The 15,769-nt window shown below is 73.4% G+C and carries 16 protein-coding genes; 11 read left to right on the top strand and 5 right to left on the bottom strand.

Going from position 1 to position 15,769, the window contains the following annotated elements:
• Positions 1 to 69 precede the first annotated feature (69 nt).
• Positions 70 to 1,365 (bottom strand): alpha/beta fold hydrolase, encoded by a 1,296-nt coding sequence (locus ACFWRV_RS31225; protein WP_384339272.1) that lies wholly within the window; start codon positions 1,363 to 1,365, stop codon positions 70 to 72.
• A 211-nt stretch (positions 1,366 to 1,576) separates the two neighbouring features.
• Here ACFWRV_RS31225 and ACFWRV_RS31220 point away from each other — a divergent pair, with 211 nt between their 5' ends.
• Both ACFWRV_RS31220 and ACFWRV_RS31215 read left to right on the top strand, forming a co-directional pair.
• Positions 1,577 to 2,740, top strand: coding sequence for a betaine/proline/choline family ABC transporter ATP-binding protein (locus ACFWRV_RS31220; RefSeq protein WP_384339271.1), 1,164 nt, complete (start codon positions 1,577 to 1,579; stop codon positions 2,738 to 2,740).
• A gap of 121 nt (positions 2,741 to 2,861) precedes the next feature.
• Entirely contained in the window at positions 2,862 to 3,686 is an 825-nt protein-coding gene (locus tag ACFWRV_RS31215) for an aldo/keto reductase (RefSeq protein ID WP_384339270.1), read from the top strand.
• Positions 3,687 to 3,728: 42 nt separating this feature from the next.
• On the opposite strand, the gene ACFWRV_RS31210 is transcribed toward ACFWRV_RS31215, so the two are convergent.
• On the bottom strand, positions 3,729 to 4,028 hold the full coding sequence (locus ACFWRV_RS31210; protein ID WP_384339269.1) for a DUF2087 domain-containing protein: 300 nt from the start codon (positions 4,026 to 4,028) through the stop codon (positions 3,729 to 3,731).
• A 328-nt stretch (positions 4,029 to 4,356) separates the two neighbouring features.
• On the opposite strand from ACFWRV_RS31210, the gene ACFWRV_RS31205 reads away from it, so the two are divergent.
• Positions 4,357 to 5,280, top strand: coding sequence for a nitroreductase/quinone reductase family protein (locus ACFWRV_RS31205; RefSeq protein ID WP_384339268.1), 924 nt, complete (start codon positions 4,357 to 4,359; stop codon positions 5,278 to 5,280).
• 12 nt (positions 5,281 to 5,292) lie between these two features.
• Here ACFWRV_RS31205 and ACFWRV_RS31200 read toward each other — a convergent pair whose 3' ends face one another.
• Genes ACFWRV_RS31200 through ACFWRV_RS31190 form a run of 3 tightly spaced genes read right to left on the bottom strand, consistent with a single transcriptional unit; the run spans position 5,293 to position 7,585 of the window.
• On the bottom strand, positions 5,293 to 6,243 hold the full coding sequence (locus tag ACFWRV_RS31200) for an ABC transporter substrate-binding protein (protein WP_384339267.1): 951 nt from the start codon (positions 6,241 to 6,243) through the stop codon (positions 5,293 to 5,295).
• A complete protein-coding gene (locus tag ACFWRV_RS31195) occupies positions 6,240 to 6,911 on the bottom strand; it encodes an ABC transporter permease (RefSeq protein WP_384339266.1) in 672 nt (223 codons plus the stop codon). Before ACFWRV_RS31195 ends, ACFWRV_RS31200 begins: the two co-directional genes overlap by 4 nt.
• Positions 6,908 to 7,585: an ABC transporter permease gene (locus tag ACFWRV_RS31190; protein ID WP_384339265.1), complete on the bottom strand. Its 678-nt coding sequence runs from the start codon at positions 7,583 to 7,585 to the stop codon at positions 6,908 to 6,910. Before ACFWRV_RS31190 ends, ACFWRV_RS31195 begins: the two co-directional genes overlap by 4 nt.
• Positions 7,586 to 7,735: 150 nt before the next feature.
• Between ACFWRV_RS31190 and ACFWRV_RS31185 the strand changes: the two genes are divergently transcribed.
• From ACFWRV_RS31185 to ACFWRV_RS31150, 8 genes are all read left to right on the top strand, one after another.
• Positions 7,736 to 8,428 (top strand): hypothetical protein, encoded by a 693-nt coding sequence (locus ACFWRV_RS31185; protein WP_384339264.1) that lies wholly within the window; start codon positions 7,736 to 7,738, stop codon positions 8,426 to 8,428.
• Positions 8,425 to 9,105, top strand: a complete 681-nt coding sequence (locus tag ACFWRV_RS31180) for a DUF4166 domain-containing protein (RefSeq protein ID WP_384339263.1) — start codon at positions 8,425 to 8,427, stop codon at positions 9,103 to 9,105. Before ACFWRV_RS31185 ends, ACFWRV_RS31180 begins: the two co-directional genes overlap by 4 nt.
• The gene (locus ACFWRV_RS31175) at positions 9,102 to 9,749 is read left to right on the top strand and encodes a TetR/AcrR family transcriptional regulator (RefSeq protein WP_384339262.1); all 648 of its coding nucleotides are present in this window, start codon (positions 9,102 to 9,104) and stop codon (positions 9,747 to 9,749) included. Before ACFWRV_RS31180 ends, ACFWRV_RS31175 begins: the two co-directional genes overlap by 4 nt.
• Positions 9,750 to 9,971: 222 nt before the next feature.
• Complete coding sequence (locus tag ACFWRV_RS31170; protein ID WP_384339261.1) at positions 9,972 to 11,030, top strand: tetratricopeptide repeat protein; 1,059 nt, start codon at positions 9,972 to 9,974, stop codon at positions 11,028 to 11,030.
• Complete coding sequence (locus tag ACFWRV_RS31165) at positions 11,027 to 12,076, top strand: polyprenyl synthetase family protein (RefSeq protein WP_384339260.1); 1,050 nt, start codon at positions 11,027 to 11,029, stop codon at positions 12,074 to 12,076. Before ACFWRV_RS31170 ends, ACFWRV_RS31165 begins: the two co-directional genes overlap by 4 nt.
• Positions 12,077 to 12,192: 116 nt before the next feature.
• Positions 12,193 to 12,783: an isochorismatase family protein gene (locus ACFWRV_RS31160; RefSeq protein ID WP_384339259.1), complete on the top strand. Its 591-nt coding sequence runs from the start codon at positions 12,193 to 12,195 to the stop codon at positions 12,781 to 12,783.
• Between the two features lie 330 nt (positions 12,784 to 13,113).
• The gene (locus tag ACFWRV_RS31155) at positions 13,114 to 14,289 is read left to right on the top strand and encodes a glycosyltransferase (RefSeq protein WP_384339258.1); all 1,176 of its coding nucleotides are present in this window, start codon (positions 13,114 to 13,116) and stop codon (positions 14,287 to 14,289) included.
• Complete coding sequence (locus ACFWRV_RS31150) at positions 14,286 to 15,767, top strand: exopolysaccharide biosynthesis polyprenyl glycosylphosphotransferase (protein ID WP_384339257.1); 1,482 nt, start codon at positions 14,286 to 14,288, stop codon at positions 15,765 to 15,767. The genes ACFWRV_RS31155 and ACFWRV_RS31150 overlap by 4 nt, the downstream gene beginning before the upstream one ends.
• Positions 15,768 to 15,769 lie beyond the last annotated feature (2 nt).

Raw genomic sequence — 15,769 nt, 5'->3', positions numbered from 1 at the left:
GTCCGCGACCGCCCCGGGGTGGTCGCGGACCCGGCCCGGCCCCCGGGCGGACGCGCGGGACCCGGCCGGTCAGGCCTCGTCGCGCACCAGGGCCAGCAGCCGGTCCAGGACCCGGGGACCGCCCGCCCGCACCCCGTCGTGCTCGTATTCATTCGTCACCCAGGTCCGCAGCCCTCGGATCGCCGCCGCCGTGCGCAGCGAGTCCGCGGTGTCGACGTACATGTCGTCGTGGTAGACGGCCGCCGCGACCGGGACCTCGTTGGCGGCGAGCCGCTCGGGGTCGTACAGCACCGGCCAGTCGGTGCGCCGCGCCAGCAGCTCGGCGGTCTCGCGCAGCGGTCGCAGCGCCGGGTCGACGTCGAAGTGCCAGGGGTGGATGGTCTCGCCGGTGAAGAGGACGGGGCCGTCGCCCGCCAGCGCGGTCGCCGCGTCGAACTGCGGGAACTCGGCCCGTACGCGCTCGGCGGCCCAGGCGGTGGCGCGCTCGCCCTGGCCGTAGATGGCCTCGTGCAGCAGCGCGTACAGCGGGTGCCCGGCGAAGGAGGCGGCGGTGCGCATCGCCTCCTGGAAGGTGTCGGAGAGTTCGGTGGCGCCCGGGGTGCGGACGAAGGCGTTCTCCAGCAGGTAGTGGAGCTGGTGGCTGCCGTTGCCGACGCCGAGCATGATGCCGAGCGACTGGAAGCCCTCGGGGGTGAGCCGGTGTCCGGCGCTCTCGGGCCGGTGTTCGGCGAGGTGCGCGGCGATGGCGCGGGCGCGCTCGACGTCCTGCGGATAGCGGGCGTAGTGCGCGGCGGCCTTCCGCTCGATGCGCGGGTACGCGGCCCGGTAGACGTCGTCCGCGTGCGCGTTCAGGGAGGGCAAGCCGCCGGTGATCAGGACCTCCTTCAGCCCCTCCGGGGCGGCGGAGAGATAGCGGACGGCGCAGAAGCCGCCGAAGGACTGGCCGAGGACCGTCCAGGGCGCTCCGCCGGTGAGCAGCGGCCGGATCAGTTCGCAGTCGCGGACGATGGCGTCGGAGCGGAAGTGGGCGAGGTAGTCGGCCTGCTCGCGCGGGCCGCCGCGCAGCGGCAGGGTCTGCCGGTTGGCCGGGGTGGAGAGGCCGGTTCCGCGCTGGTCGAGGAGGAGCACCCGGAACTCGCTCAGGGCGCGGCCGAGCCAGGCCTCCGTGCCGACGAACCGGCGGGCGCCGAAGCCGGGGCCGCCCTCCAGATAGACCAGCCAGGGCAGTTCCTCACCGGCGCGGGAGGCGGCGACCGCTTCCCGGCCGTAGACCTCGATCTGCTCGCCGCCGGGGTCGCTGTGGTCGAGGGGCACGGTGAAGCGGCGGTCGGTGAGGACGACGCCGGGCTGCCGGTAACTGCTCACGGGAACTCCTGATCCGGGGTGCTGGCCGATCCGGGCGAAAGCGCCAGTCCAGCACACGAGCGCACCGGTCCGGCGAAGGGGGCACGCCCGTAGGACCGCGGTTCCCGTGCCCGTACGGCCGCGGGAGCCGTACCCGTACGGCCAAGAGAGCCGTGCCCCGGACGGTCCCGGCCCGTGTGCGGTGCGCCCGGGGCGCTCCTAGCGTGCAGACATGATCCGGTTCGAGCAGGTCGGCAAGGTCTATCCGGACGGGACGACGGCGGTCGACGGGCTGTCCTTCGAGGTGGCGGAGGGCGAGCTGGTGACCCTGGTGGGGCCCTCCGGCTGCGGCAAGACGACCACGATGATGATGGTGAACCGGCTGATCGAGCCGACCTCGGGCCGGATCCTGGTGGACGGCGAGGACATCGCCGGGGTCGATCCGGTGACGCTGCGCCGCCGGATCGGCTACGTGATCCAGCAGGTCGGCCTCTTTCCGCACCGCACGGTCCTGGACAACACGGCGACCGTCCCGGCGCTGGTCGGCTGGAAGCGTTCCCGGGCCCGGGAGCGGGCGGCGGAGCTGCTGGACCTGGTGGGCCTGGACCCGAAGACGTACGGCTCGCGCTATCCCGCGCAGCTCTCCGGCGGCCAGCGGCAGCGGGTGGGGGTGGCCCGGGCGCTCGCGGCGGATCCGCCGGTGCTGCTGATGGACGAGCCGTTCGGGGCGGTGGACCCGGTGGTGCGGGAGCGGCTGCAGAACGAGTTCCTGGCCCTCCAGCAGCGGGTGCGCAAGACGGTGCTCATGGTGACCCACGACATCGAGGAAGCGGTGCGCATGGGTGACCGGATCGCGGTGTACGGGGAGGGGCGCATCGAGCAGTTCGACACCCCGGCCGCCGTGCTCGGCACCCCGGCGACCCCGTACGTGGCCCGGTTCGTGGGCTCCGACCGGGGGCTGAAGCGGCTGTCGGTCACCGCGATCGAGCCGGAGGACCTGGAGGAGCCGCCGGTGGCCCGGCTGGACGAGCCGGCCCGGGGGGCGGCGGCCCGGCTGACGGCGGCGGGGGCCCGCTGGGCGGTGGTGCTGAACGGCTCGGGCGAGCTGCACGGCTGGGTGTCGGCGGACGCGGTGCGAGGCGCCGGGGAGCAGGAGACTGTGGGCACGCTGGCCCGCCGGATGGACGCGTGGGTGCCGGTCGGCGCCCCGCTGAAGCAGGCGTTCAGCGAGATGCTCCAGCACGACGCGGGGTGGGTGGCGGTGCTGGACGGGGCCCGGTTCCTGGGAGTACTCACTCCGGCGAAGCTGCACGAGGCGCTGCGCCGGTCGGTGGACGCCGACGCTCAGGGCGTGGGGCGCGAAGAGGTGGAGTTCGACTCGGTGGCGGACGCGTAGGCACGGCCACGCCAACTCGCCCGCGTTTGCATATAACCCGCGTGCGCAATTATTGTGGACGCTTGTAAACGTCGTGCGCCGTCGGTATCGGCGTACACCGTTCCACCGGAAGGCCCCTCACATGTCCACCGTTCCCACCGTCACGCTCAACAACGGCGTGACCATCCCCCAGCTCGGCTTCGGCGTCTTCCAGGTGCCCGACGACGAGACCACCGCGGCCGTCTCCGCCGCGCTGGAGGCCGGCTACCGGTCCATCGACACCGCGGCGATCTACGGCAACGAGGTCGGCGTGGGCCGCGCGCTGGCCGCCTCCGGGATCCCCCGCGAGGAGCTGTTCGTCACCACGAAGCTGTGGAACGCCGACCAGGGCTACGAGGCCACGCTCGCCGGGTTCGACGCGAGCCTGGCCAAGCTCGGCCTCGACCACGTCGACCTGTACCTGATTCACTGGCCGACGCCCGCCCACGACCTGTACCCGGAGTCCTGGCGCGCCCTGGAGAAGCTGGCCGCCGACGGCCGGATCCGCGCGGCCGGCGTCTCCAACTTCCAGCCCGCCCACCTGAGCCGGCTGCTGGCGACGGGCTCGCTCGTTCCCGCCGTCAACCAGGTCGAGCTGCACCCGGGCCTTCAGCAGGGCGAGTTGCGCGCTTTCCACGCCGGGCACGGCATCGCCACCGAGGCCTGGAGCCCGCTGGCCCAGGGCGCCCTCCTCAAGGAGGAGGCCCTGGTCTCCGTAGCGGAGCGGCACGGCAAGTCCCCGGCCCAGGTGGTGCTGCGCTGGCACCTCCAGCTCGGCAACATCGTGATCCCCAAGTCGGTCACGCCCGAGCGGATCCGGCAGAACATCGACGTCTTCGACTTCGAGCTGTCGGCCGAGGAGATGAACACCATCGCGGGACTGGACCGGGGCATGCGCACCGGCCCGGACCCCGACACCCTCAACTGACCTTCTTCACCGAGCCGTTGCGATGGCCGGCTCCAGCGCTGTTCAGCGGCCTCGGCGGTAGCTGCTGCCGTCCCGGGGCCGGACCAGCAGCCCCGCCACGACGAGGTGGCGGCGCAGCGCGGAACAGTCCTCGTGGACGGTGAGCAGCGCCTCGTTCACCTCGCGCTCGGTGTACGAGCGCTCGCGCTCGAACAGCGTGTCGGCGAGGTGCGTGAGCAACTGCTCCCGCCGGGCCTCCTTACGCGGGATCGCGACGAGGCGGCCGTGCGAGAAGAGCGCCTCCACGCTGTGCGTGCGAGGGCTCTGCGACGGCGGCGAAAGTGTCTGTTGTTCAGCGGGCATGGCCGGAAGCGTCGCAGGCTTCCGACGGGCGGGCAACGCGTTTTCCCCGCGTTGCCCGCCCTCGCGTTGCCCCACCCCGACGTGCCCCTCCCGAGGTTGACAGGGACGAGCGGCCCGGGTTCTGATGCTGTGTGTGCGGCGTGACGTCGGCCAAAGAGATCTGGGCCGGCCGGCAGTCAAGCCAGCACCTTCTTCCAGGGATGACGCCGTGAGTCCACTCATCGCCCCCTGCCTCTGAGCATCTCCGCCCTTGAACGCCTCGCGGCGGACACTCCGCGACGCCGGGGCCCTCGCCTGCCCGCAATCCTTTGGGAGACCCAGAACCTCCATGCCCCAGACATTCCAGCACTCCGTCATCGCCGAGTTCCGTGCCAACGGCGGGAGGGTCGGCGGCCCCTTCGAGGGCTCCGACCTCCTGCTGCTGACGACGACCGGCGCGCGCTCCGGCAAGCAGCACACGACGCCGCTCGGCTACGTCCGCGACGGCCCCCGGCTCCTCGTCGTCGCCTCCAACCTCGGCTCACCGCTCCACCCCGACTGGTACCGCAACCTCCTCGCCCACCCCACCGTGCGGGTGGAGCTGGGGGACGAGGAGTTCGAGTCCCTCGCCGTACCGGCCGAAGGGGCCCGGCGCGACGAACTCTTCGCCCGGGTCCTCGCCGAGGCGCCCGGATACGCGGAATACCAGCACGCCACGGACCGGGTGCTGCCGGTCGTGGTGCTGGAACTCCCCGACCCCGACGCGACGGCTCCCCCGGTCGCCTCGCTCGCCGACAAGCTGGTGGAGGTGCACACCTGGCTGCGCGGCCAACTGCGTCACGTGCACGAGGAGACGGAGGCGCACTTCGCCGCGCGGGCCGCCCACCCGGGTACGGGCGAACCGCCCGCACCCGGTCTCGGGCTGCAGATCCGGCAGCGCTGCCTGGCGTTCTGCCAGGCGCTGGAGTTCCACCACACGGCCGAGGACGGGCACATGTTCCCCACGATGGAGGGCCACCACCCCCATGTGGCGGACGTCTTCGACCGGCTGCGGGAGGAGCACCGCTCCATCGGGGCCGTGCAGTCGGCGCTCGCGGCGCTGCTGGCCGACGTGGCCATCGCGGAACCGGACCGCTTCCGTGCCGAACTGGCCCGGATGACGCAGGAGCTGACCGCCCACCTCGACTACGAGGAGGAGCACATCCTGCCGCTGCTGGCCGAGGTGCCCTGGCCTCCGGCGGCACCCGCCCCGACCGCTCCGACCGCCTCCTGAGCTGCGGGCGGTTCAGTCCCCCGGGAGGAGCCTCTTCGACTCCAGGTAGGTACGCGCGACGTCCTCCGGCAGCCTGCGCCAGCTGTCGACCTGTTCGTTCATCGACGCCAGGTCGGCGGTCGTCAGCACGGTGTTGAGCCGGTCGAGGGCGTCGCGCACCCCGGCGCTCCCGGCGCGGGCGCGGTTGACGACCGGGACGACGTAGTCCGCGTTCTGCAGGTTCTTGTCGTCCTCCAGCAGGACCAGCCCGAACTGGTCGAGGGTGGCGTCGGTCGTGGTGGTCAGGACCATCTGGTCCTGACCGCTCTGGACCGCCTGCTTGGAGGGGGTCGTGCCGACGCCCTTCGGGTCGACGGCGACCACGTCGATGCCGTACGTCTCGCGCAGGCCGGGGGCGCAGTAGGGCCGCTGCACGCATTCGTCGCCCGCCGCCAGCCGTACGGGCAGTTTCGCGGCGCCGAGGTCGCTGAGGGTCTTCAGGCCGTGCTCCCTCGCGTAGGCCTCGGTGACCGCGAAGGCGTTCTGGTCGACGGCCCGGCCGGGGTCGAGCACGGTGAGTCCGCGCGGGGCGGCGAGCGCGCGGAGCGCCTTCATGGTGGCGGCGAGGTCGGGTGAGCCGACGGGCGGCGCGTCGGCGCCGTTGGCCTTGGCGTTCAGCCAGTCGGCGAAGGTCGCCGCGTACTCCGGTGCGACATCGATCTGGCCGTTCTCCAGGGCGGGTTCGTAGATCTCCCGGTTGGTGACGGAGATGATGTCGGCGGAGTATCCGGCGTCCTCCAGGAGCAGGGCGTACATCTGGGCCAGCAGGTCGCTCTCGGTGAATCCGGCGGATCCGACGGTGAGTTCCCTGCTGTCGCCGGGCGGAGCGGTGACTTCGCCCTGGCTCTCCAGCGACGGGCCGGTGGCGCAGGCGGTGGCGGCGAGGAGGGTCAGCGCGGCCAGGACCCGGCGGGCGCGGCTCATGCGGTCCGCCGTCCGCGCTGCGGGGCGAGGCGCTGTCCGGCCTCGAACAGGCTCTCGACGAGGAGGGCGAAGGCGGCCACCAGGATCGCCCCGGCGACCACCTGCGGGGTGGAGGCGAGGTTGAACCCGGCGGTGATGATCCGGCCCAGTCCCCCGCCGCCCGCGAGTGCGGCGAGGGTGGCGGTGGCGACCAGTTGCACGGCGGCGATCCGCACGCCGGTGAGGATCAGGGGCAGGGCGAGCGGCAGTTCCACGCCCAGCAGCAGCTGGCGGCCGGTCATGCCCATCCCCCGGGCGGCCCGGACGACGTCCCGGTCGACCTCGCGCATCCCGACGTAGGCGTTGGTGAGGAGCGGCGGCACGGCGAACAGGACGAGCGCGGTGATCGTCGACCACTGGCCGTAGGAGCCGATGGGGGTGAGGAGCAGCAGGACCAGCACGGCGAAGGTGGGCACGGCCCGGCCGATGTTGGAGAGGTTGACGGCGAGCGCGCCGCCCTTGCCGAGGTGGCCCAGGACCAGGGCGACGGGCAGCGCGATCAGGCAGCTGATGAGCAGGCAGACCGCGGTGAGGTAGAGGTGTTCGCCGAGCCGGTTCCAGACGCCGTCGGGGCCGGACCAGTGGGCGGCGGTGGTGAGCCAGGACCAGGTGTCGGTGAGGGTGTTCACGCCTGCCTCCGGGTCCAGGGGGTCAGCAGCCGTCCCACTCCCAGGAGCAGCAGGTCGGCGGCGACGGCGATGACGACGCACAGCACGGACGCGGTGAGCACCTGAGCCTTGAAGAAGGTGTTCATGCCGGAGTAGATGAGGTTGCCGAGCCCTCCGTGGCCGACGATCGCCCCGACGGTGACCAGGGAGACCGCGGAGACGGTGGCGATGCGCAGCCCGGCCATCGCGGTGGGCAGCGCGAGCGGCAGCTCCACGGCGAGCAGCAGGCGCAGCGGCCCGTAGCCCATGCCGCGCGCGGCCTGCCGGGTCTCCTCGGGGACGGCCCGGAGCCCGGCCAGGATGTTGCGGACGAGCAGCGTCAGGGAGTAGAGGACGAGCCCGGCGATCACCAGCGCGGCGGAGAGTCCGTACAACGGCAGCAGGAGCGAGAACATCGCCAGGGACGGGATCGTGTACAGGATCGTCGTCAGCCCGAGCACCGGGCCGGCCGCCCAGCGCCACCGGCGGGCGGCGAGCGCCAGGGGAACGGCGAGCAGGAGGGCGATGGCGACCGAGGCGGCCGTCAGCTGGAGGTGTTGCAGCACCGCGTCCACCAGGATATCGCGGCGGCTGGAGAGGTAGGCCCCGCAGATCCACTCGTTACGGGCAAGGCAGTCGTCCGGGGGCGCCGTCACCCGTCCATTCGAGCCCGGCAGCGGTCCCTTCGCCCGTCGGGACCGCCGTTCGAGGGTGTTGAGCGACTGCTCAACACCCTCTGGTAGCGTCCTGGCGCACGGGAGGACCTGAGCACTCGCTCAAACACGTGTGACGACCCGGGGGCATGTATGGGGCTGTACATCGAGGCGTTGATCCGTACCGATCCGGAGCGTCTGTGGGAACGCACCCAGGATTCCGCTCTCCATCAGCGGTGGGATCTGCGCTTCACCGAGATCAGCCCACTGCCCGGCCCGGCGGGCTCCGCCCAGCGGTTCCGGTACGCGACCCGGGTGCTGCCCTTCCTGACCGTGGCGGGGACCGGGACGAGCGTGGGCGAGCGGGAGCGGGCCGACGGCGAGCGGGTCTCCGCCCTGCGGTTCGCCTCGTCGGAGCGGCTGTCGCTGCTGGCCGAGGGCAGCGGCTACTGGCGTTACGTCCCCACCGCCGACGGCATCCGCTTCCTGACCGGCTACGACTACCGGACCCGCTGGGGCCGTTTCGGCGCGATCGCGGACCGGGTGGTGTTCCGGCCGCTGATGGGGTGGGCGACCGCCTGGTCCTTCGACCGGCTGCGCCTGTGGTGCGAGCGCGACATCAGCCCGGCCCGCTCGCTGACGCACGCCCTGGCGGAGGTGCTGACACGGATTCTCCTCCTGGCGGTGGCCCTCCCCTTCGGCCCGGCGGTGGTGCTGCCGGCCGCCCTGGCCGCACTGCTGGCGCCCCCGTCCCCTCTCACGCCCGCCGCCCGGCGCTGCCTGCGCAGACCACCCGGCCGCCCGGCCGCCGCCCCGTCCGTCCTCGCCCGTCTGGAGCGCCCGTGACCTCGATATTCGCCCGCGCCATGGGAGACGACTTCGAGCGGCTCCACCCTCAGCTGCGACGCCGCTTCTCGGTCGGGCTGGAGAGCGGCGAGGCGTGCGTGGGGCGCGGTTCCATGGACCGGATCTGGCACGGCCGGGCGTTCGTGAAGCCGTTCCTCGCGCTCGGCGCCACCCGCAACATCCTGGTGCCGAGGAGCGGCCGCGATGTCCCGTTCACCATCGAGAACGTGCCGTACACCGACTCCCACGGCCGGGAGACCGTGACCTTCGTCCGGACCTTCGCCCTGCCGGGCGGGCCGCGCCGCTTCGACGCCACGATGGTGCACAGCCCCGAGCGGTCCTGCGTACTGGACTACCTCGGCACCCACCAGCACCTGGCCACCGACCTGCGGCTGACCGCGGAGCCCGACGGCTCGCTGCTGATCCGTTCCGGGGAGCACCGCTTCCGCGAGGGGCCCTTCGACCTGCGGGTCCCGGACCTGATCGGCGGCGACGCCGAGGTCCGGGAGTCCTTCGACGACGCCACGGGCCGCTTCCGCGTCCGGGTCACGGTGACCAACCGCCGCTTCGGCCCGCTGTTCGGGTACGAGGGCACGTTCCGCGCCCGCTATGTCGACGCCCTGCGCCACGGCGTACGGGCCGGTCTGCGCCCGGTCCGCGAAGAGGCGCGGGCATGACGGAGGGCGCGGTGGGGGCGGACACCCGGACGAAGCTTCTTGAGGGCGCGCTGCGCACCCTCGCCGCACAGGGGATCGCCAAGACCTCGGCCCGCTCGGTGGCGGCCTCGGCCGGGGTCAACCAGGCCCTGGTCTTCTACCACTTCGGTTCGGTCGACGAACTGCTGGCGGCGGCCTGCCGGTACGGCGCCGAGCAGCGGGTGGCCCGCCACCGCGACCGGCTCGCCGCCGTGACCACCCTGGCCGAACTGCTGCGGTGCGGGCGCGAGCTGCACGAGGAGGAGCGGGCCGGCGGCCACGTCGCCTTCCTGGCCCAGATGCTCGCGGGAGCCCAGACCCAGCCGCGGCTGGCGCCCGCGACCGCGGCCGGGCTCGATCTGTGGACCGCCGAGATCGAGAAGGTCCTCGTCCGGATCCTGGCGGACTCGCCGCTGGGCGAGTTCGCCGACCCGGTGGGCCTGGCGCGCGCCGTGACCGGGGCTTTCGTGGGCCTGGAGATGTACGAGGGCGTCGACCCCACGGGGGCCGGGGGCGCCTTCGAGGCACTGGAGCGGCTCGCCGAGCTGGCCGGGGTGCTGGACGAGCTGGGCCCGGTGGCACGGCGGGCGGTGCGTCACCGACTGCGGCGTACGGGAAGGGCGTAACGACGGCTGCGCGAGGCGGCCCGGAGAGACCTGGGCCGCCCGAGCAACCCTCCGCGCCCGACTGCCGTCTTGATCAATGACAGAACGGTTCGCCGCGCGTGACGAGCGGCGTCCAACCCCCACATGAGCCGGGCCCGCACGACCGGCCGACTATACCCCCCATGTATACACGGACGGTATAGTCACCCTCGGTGCGGTCCCGGCACCGCGCGAAAGGCACCCATGCAGACCAAGGCACTGGCGCCCGAGTACCAGGGAGCGCTCACCAAGATGTCGGTGAACGCCTCCCTCACCGACGTACTGGCCGAAGGCGTGCGCCACTTGAGGCAGGCCGAGCTCTCCGGATCGCAGGAGGAGGTGGCGCGCTCCGGCCTCGCCGTGGCCGAGGCGCACCGCAGGCTCGGACAGGTGGCGGAGGCCGACCGGGCCTGGAAGGCCAGTTACCGGGCCGCGCGGTCGGCCGGGAACACCGGGGCGATGGCCTGGGCACTGTGGAGCGGCGGCACGCTGGCGCGTCAACGCGGGTCGCTGCGCCTCGCGTTCCGGCTGCTCGGTCTCGCCGCGGAGCTGGGGAAACGGGGCGGCGACGTGGTGGCCCGGGGCTACTCGCTGGCCGGCCTCGCCGAGACCGGACGGATCCAGGGCGACTACGCGACCGTCGCGACGCTGCACGAACAGCTGCTGGCCGAGGCCCGCGCCCGGGGGGAGGCCCGGCACACCGTCTGGGCCCTGGAGGGCATCGCGCAGATCCACCGCAACACCGGTTCACTGGACTCGGCTCTGGAGATGTTCGAGGAGGCGGCGGTCCTGGCCGGTGACGCGGACGACCGGCGGGGCCGGGCCTGGGCGCTGCGCGGCATCGCCGACATCGTTTCCCTCCGGGACGGCGCGACCGCCCGGGCGCTCGGCCTGCTCTCCGAGGCCGAGGTCACCTGCAGCGAGATGAACCTCTCCAGCGCCCTGGCGTACAACCACAAGATGCGGGCCAACGTGCTGTTCCGCGCCGGGCGGTACGAGGAGGCACGCGCGGTCTACGAGCAGGCGCTCGACGAGTTCCGCGCAATGGACGAGCCCCGGGGCGAGGCCTTGGCCTCGCTCGGCCTGGTCAAGGCCCGGGCCAGGCTCGGCCGGGACCGCGACGCCACCGCCGCCGAGCTGGACGAACTGCGCGGGAGGCTCGACCGGATCGGGCTGCTCAACGCCCGGGAGATGGTCGAGAAGGCGTACGCCGAACTCGGCGTGGAACAGCGCCCGGCAGACGAGAGGGCCGACCGCCGATGACACTCTCCACGACCCGCCGGGCGAGCGCGCCGCAGATACTGGACCGGTGCCGCGAGCTGGTGCGCCCGGCCCTGGTGGAGTCGGTGGCCCGGCTGCACCCCTGGCACGCGGAGACGGCGGCCTTCTCGCTGGGCTGGCGCGGCACCGGCGGCGAACCGGTGCCCGGATCCCAGGGCAAGGGGGTCCGCCAGGCGCTCGCGGTGCTCGGCGCCGAGGCCGCGGGCGGCAGCGGCGAGGACGGGGTGCTCGGCGCGGTCGCCGTCGAGCTGATCCACACCTTCTCCCTCATCCACGACGACATCATGGACGGCGACGAGACCCGTCGCCGCCGGCCCACGGTGTGGAAGGCGTACGGCACGGGCCCGGCGGTCCTCGCGGGGGACGCGCTGTTCGCGCTGGCCGTGTCCACGCTCGCGGAGGCTCCGGGGCCGGGCGGACCTGCCGCGGTGCGGCAACTGGCGGGCGCGCTGGGCGATCTGGTGCACGGTCAGGCGCAGGACCTGCTCTTCGAGTCCCGGCCGTGGTCCGGGCCGGGGGCGGTCCTGCCGCACGAGTACCGGGCGATGGCCACCCACAAGACGGGCTCCCTGCTCGGTTGCGCGGCCGCCCTGGGCGCGGTGCTGGCAGGCGCTCCGGCGAGCACCGCCAAGGCGCTGGACCTGGCGGGACGGCATGTGGGGGTGGCGTTCCAGGCGGTGGACGACCTGCTCGGGATCTGGGGCGATCCGCAGGTGACCGGAAAGCCGGTGCACAGCGATCTGCGGCGGCTCAAGAAGACGTACCCGGTGCTCGCCGCGCTGTCCGCCGACCACCCCGCGGCCCGGCGCCTCGACGCGCTGCTCACCTCCACGGGGCCGCTCGACGACGCGGCGGCGCGCCGGGCGGCCGCGCTGATCGACGAGGCCGGCGGGCGCCGGGCGGCGATCGCCGAGGCGCACGAGCACCTGGCCGCGGCCCGGGCCTGTCTGGACCGGGTGCCGCTGGCCGAGGAGGCCCGTGGGGATCTGCTCACGCTGATCCCGTATCTCGTGGACCGCACCGGCTGACCCGCGACCGGCGACCGGCTGACCGGCGTCCGGCGTCCGGCGTCCGGCACGATGGACTCCGGCCGCGGGCGTCCGCCCGCGCACCCGCCGCCGTGACGACGTGAGGACTCCCCGGAATGACCGACCGCCCCGCCCCCGTCACGGCCCTGCTCGTCATCGACGTCCAGTCGGCGTTCGTCGCGGGTGACGCCGCCGTGCCCGACGCGACCCGGCTGCTGGACCGGGTGACGGGTCTGCTCGGTCGGGCCCGGGAGGCCGGGGCGCTCGTCGTCCACCTGCAGAACGACGGCCCGGCCGGAGAGCCCGACGAGCCGGGGACGCCCGGGTGGGAGCTGCACCTGCCCGTGCGCACCGGGCCCGCAGAGACCGTGATCCGCAAGAGTGAGGACGACGGCTTCGAGGAGACGCCCCTGGGCTCCGTCCTGGCGGCGGCGGGCGTCCGGGCGCTCGCCGTGTGCGGGGTGATGTCGGAGATGTGCGTGCTCGCCACCGCCCGCCGGGCTCTGGAACGGGACTACCGGGTCGTCCTGCCGCACGACGCCCACGCCACGTACGACATCCCGGCCGCGCCGGACATCAGCGACGTGGTCCCGGCCGCGATGGCGTCGCGGGTCGCGGAATGGGCTCTGGGCGACGAGGTGGAGATCGTCGCCCGCGCCGCGAACGTCGATTTCACCGCCGCCGTCACCACCGCGAAAACGGCCTGACCGGCCTGACCGACCGATAGATGGTGCCGCCATCCGGTGCGCCGATCGGCTTAGTGCGCCAGGCCGGGAAAAAGCTGAGCGTATAACCGGCCCGATAGACACGGAACACCCGCGCAATTCCGTACGAGAGCCCCCGCAGGCCCTTTCACCAGCAGTTCGGCGACGTTCCTCAGCAACTGCGCAGATCGGTCGCCCGATCACTCGAACGGCCCTCCCGCGTGCGTAATCCCCATGTGGTCGTATGAGCGAGTCACACGCACGATTTCGCCACAACTCTGCCAAAGTGCACTTCGGCTTTAGGCCCACCGGATTGAGCGAAGAGAGCCGTGCGTGCTGCACATGCGTCGTACTGAAGAAAGACAATTGACGGTCCTTCATTTGGTTCAGCCCGTGGACGGCGGAGTGGCCCGGGTCGTCACCGATCTCGTCAGGGCCCAGGCAGGTGCCGGACTGCGCCCCGTGGTGGCCTGCCCGCCCGGGAGTCCGTTGGCCCTCCGGGCGGCGGCAGCGGGTGCCGAGGTCCACGGCTGGTCCGCCACCCGTGCCCCCGGGCCGCGGCTGGCCGGTGAGGTCGCGGCCGCGCGCCGGATCGTCCGCGCGAGCCGCCCGCACGTGGTGCACGCGCACAGCGCCAAGGCGGGACTGGCGGGCCGGATCGCCGTACGCGGCCGGGTCCCCACGGTGTTCCAGCCGCACGCCTGGTCGTTCGAGGCGGTCGGCGGGCGCACCGCGCAACTCGCGCTCGGCTGGGAGCGGTTCGGCGCGCGCTGGGCCGATCACATCCTCTGCGTCAGCGAGTCGGAGCGCCGCACCGGGCTGGAGGCGGGCATCGCCGCCCGCTGGTCGGTCATCCACAACGGCATCGACCTCGACCGCTTCCGCCCCGGCGACCGCACGGTCCGGACGGAGGCCCGCGCCTCGCTGCCCTTACTGGAGGGCATGGACCGGGACGCCCAGCTGGTCGTCTGCGTCGGCCGGCTGACCCGGCAGAAGGGCCAGGACGTCCTGCTGCGGGCCTGGCTGCGGATGCGGGTGCCCCGGGCCCGGCTGGTCCTGGTGGGCGACGGGCCCGACCGGGCGGGTCTTGAGGAATCGGCCCCGCCGGGCGTGCTGTTCACCGGAGCCTGCGAGGACGTGCGGCCGTGGATCCACGCGGCGGACGTGCTCGTGCTGCCCTCCCGCTGGGAAGGCATGGCACTGGCCCCGCTGGAGGCGATGGCCTGTGGCCGCGCCGTCGTGATGACCGATGTGAACGGCGCCCGGGAGAGCCTGCCGCCCGGCCACGAGGATCACTGTCTCGTACCACCGGAGGATCCGTCGGCGCTGGCGGCGGCGCTGACCGCCCTGCTCACCGACCCGGACCTGCGCGAGGCGGTGTCCCACCGGGCCCTGCGCCACACCCGGGCGGCCTTCGACGTCCGACGGACCGCGGGAGCGGTCGCCGGTCTGTACGAGGAACTTGTCGGCATGTCCTGTCCCACGACGAGGAAGCGCACCGAGCGATGACGATGGAGAGTGCACCGGTTCCCGGAGCCGGCCAGGCAACAGCCGTGCAGGCTCACACGGTTCATCCGCCGCGAAGAAGCGGTGGTGGTGCGCAGGTGCGGCCGGGCGAGCGGCGGGGCGTCCGGTACGGCAGGCTCGCGCCGCTGCTGTGCGTGGACGTCCTGGCCCCCGCCGTGACGTTCGCCCTGGTCGTCCCGGTCGCGTGGCCCTGGCTGCTGCCGGCCGTCCAGGCGGCGGCGCAGGTGCTGCTCTTCGCCTGGCGCGGCCTGTACCGGATGCGGTTGTCCCCCTCGGTCCTGACCGAACTGCCCGCGCTCCTCGGCCTCACTCTCCTCCAGTGGTACGTGACCATGGAGGTGCTGGACGCCTGGGCCCCGCAGCAGGCGTTCGGCTGGGCGGTGCTGGTGTACGGGGCCGCTACGCAGACCGCGCTGACCTGCGCCGGACGTGCGGCGGTCCACCGGGCGCGGCGGCGGTCCGCCGTCCGCCGCCCGCTGTCCACGCTGGTCGTGGGCCAGGGGCCGCTGGCCCGTCAGGTGACGGCGGCGCTCTACGACCACCCCGGGTACGGGCTGCGGCCGGTCGGTCTGGTCACCGCCCCGGCGGCCGGGGACGAGCAGCAGGAGACGGAATCCGACGCCGTGCCGCTGCCGGTCCTGGGGTCGCCCCAGGAGGTGGGGCGGGCCGTGGTGCAGAACAGCGTGCGGCACGCGGTGTTCACGGCCCCGCCCGAGGCCACCCCGGACGGCGCCGCTCTCTTCACCCTCCTCACCGGGCACGGCTGCCGGGTGTGGCTGATCACCGGGCCCGGCGTCGCCGCCGGACCCACGGCGCCGGGCCGCCCGGACCATCTGTGGGGCTTCACCGCCCAGCCGCTGCACGACGGGACGAACCGTCCCCTCGGCCACGGGGTGAAGCGGGCGATGGACGGCGTCCTGGCCGCGGTCGCCCTGGTGCTGGCCGCCCCGGTGATGGCGGCCTGCGCGCTGGCCGTGCGGCTCTCCGACGGGCCGGGCGTGATCTTCCGGCAGGAGCGGGTCGGCCGGCACGGACGCCCCTTCGTCCTGCTGAAGTTCCGTACGCTGCGGCCCGCCGACGTCCAGGAGTCGGCCACGCGCTGGAACGTCGCCTCCGACGGGCGGATGAGCCGCGTCGGCCGCGCGCTGCGCCGGACGTCCCTGGACGAGCTGCCGCAGCTCTGGAACGTCCTGCGCGGCGACATGAGCATGGTCGGCCCCCGCCCCGAACGCCCCTTCTTCGTGGCGCAGTTCAGCCGCGCCCATCCCGGCTATCAGGCCCGCCACCGGATGCCCGTGGGCATCACGGGGCTGGCCCAGGTGAACGGGTTGCGCGGCGACACCTCGATCGAGGAGCGGGCCCGCTTCGACAACCACTACATCGAGACCTGGTCGCTGTGGCAGGACGCGTGCGTGCTGGCGCGGACCGCGGGTTCCCTGTTCCGGCTCGGAGGCAGCTGACC

The sequence above is a fragment of the Streptomyces sp. NPDC058576 genome (assembly GCF_042718715.1).
In the GTDB taxonomy this organism is placed as follows: Bacteria; Actinomycetota; Actinomycetes; order Streptomycetales; family Streptomycetaceae; genus Streptomyces.
The sequence above is the reverse complement of the archived record's forward strand: the minus strand, read 5'-3'. Positions and strand labels throughout refer to the sequence as shown.

Bases quoted from the DNA above. Each gene is read 5' to 3' on its own strand.
- ACFWRV_RS31220 (WP_384339271.1), top strand. From the start codon at position 1,577: ATGATCCGGTTCGAGCAGGTCGGCAAGGTCTATCCGGACGGGACGACG.
- ACFWRV_RS31215 (WP_384339270.1), top strand. From the start codon at position 2,862: ATGTCCACCGTTCCCACCGTCACGCTCAACAACGGCGTGACCATCCCC.
- ACFWRV_RS31210 (WP_384339269.1), bottom strand. From the start codon at position 4,028: ATGCCCGCTGAACAACAGACACTTTCGCCGCCGTCGCAGAGCCCTCGC.
- ACFWRV_RS31205 (WP_384339268.1), top strand. From the start codon at position 4,357: ATGCCCCAGACATTCCAGCACTCCGTCATCGCCGAGTTCCGTGCCAAC.
- ACFWRV_RS31200 (WP_384339267.1), bottom strand. From the start codon at position 6,243: ATGAGCCGCGCCCGCCGGGTCCTGGCCGCGCTGACCCTCCTCGCCGCC.
- ACFWRV_RS31185 (WP_384339264.1), top strand. From the start codon at position 7,736: ATGGGGCTGTACATCGAGGCGTTGATCCGTACCGATCCGGAGCGTCTG.
- ACFWRV_RS31175 (WP_384339262.1), top strand. From the start codon at position 9,102: ATGACGGAGGGCGCGGTGGGGGCGGACACCCGGACGAAGCTTCTTGAG.
- ACFWRV_RS31170 (WP_384339261.1), top strand. From the start codon at position 9,972: ATGCAGACCAAGGCACTGGCGCCCGAGTACCAGGGAGCGCTCACCAAG.
- ACFWRV_RS31165 (WP_384339260.1), top strand. From the start codon at position 11,027: ATGACACTCTCCACGACCCGCCGGGCGAGCGCGCCGCAGATACTGGAC.
- ACFWRV_RS31160 (WP_384339259.1), top strand. From the start codon at position 12,193: ATGACCGACCGCCCCGCCCCCGTCACGGCCCTGCTCGTCATCGACGTC.
- ACFWRV_RS31150 (WP_384339257.1), top strand. From the start codon at position 14,286: ATGACGATGGAGAGTGCACCGGTTCCCGGAGCCGGCCAGGCAACAGCC.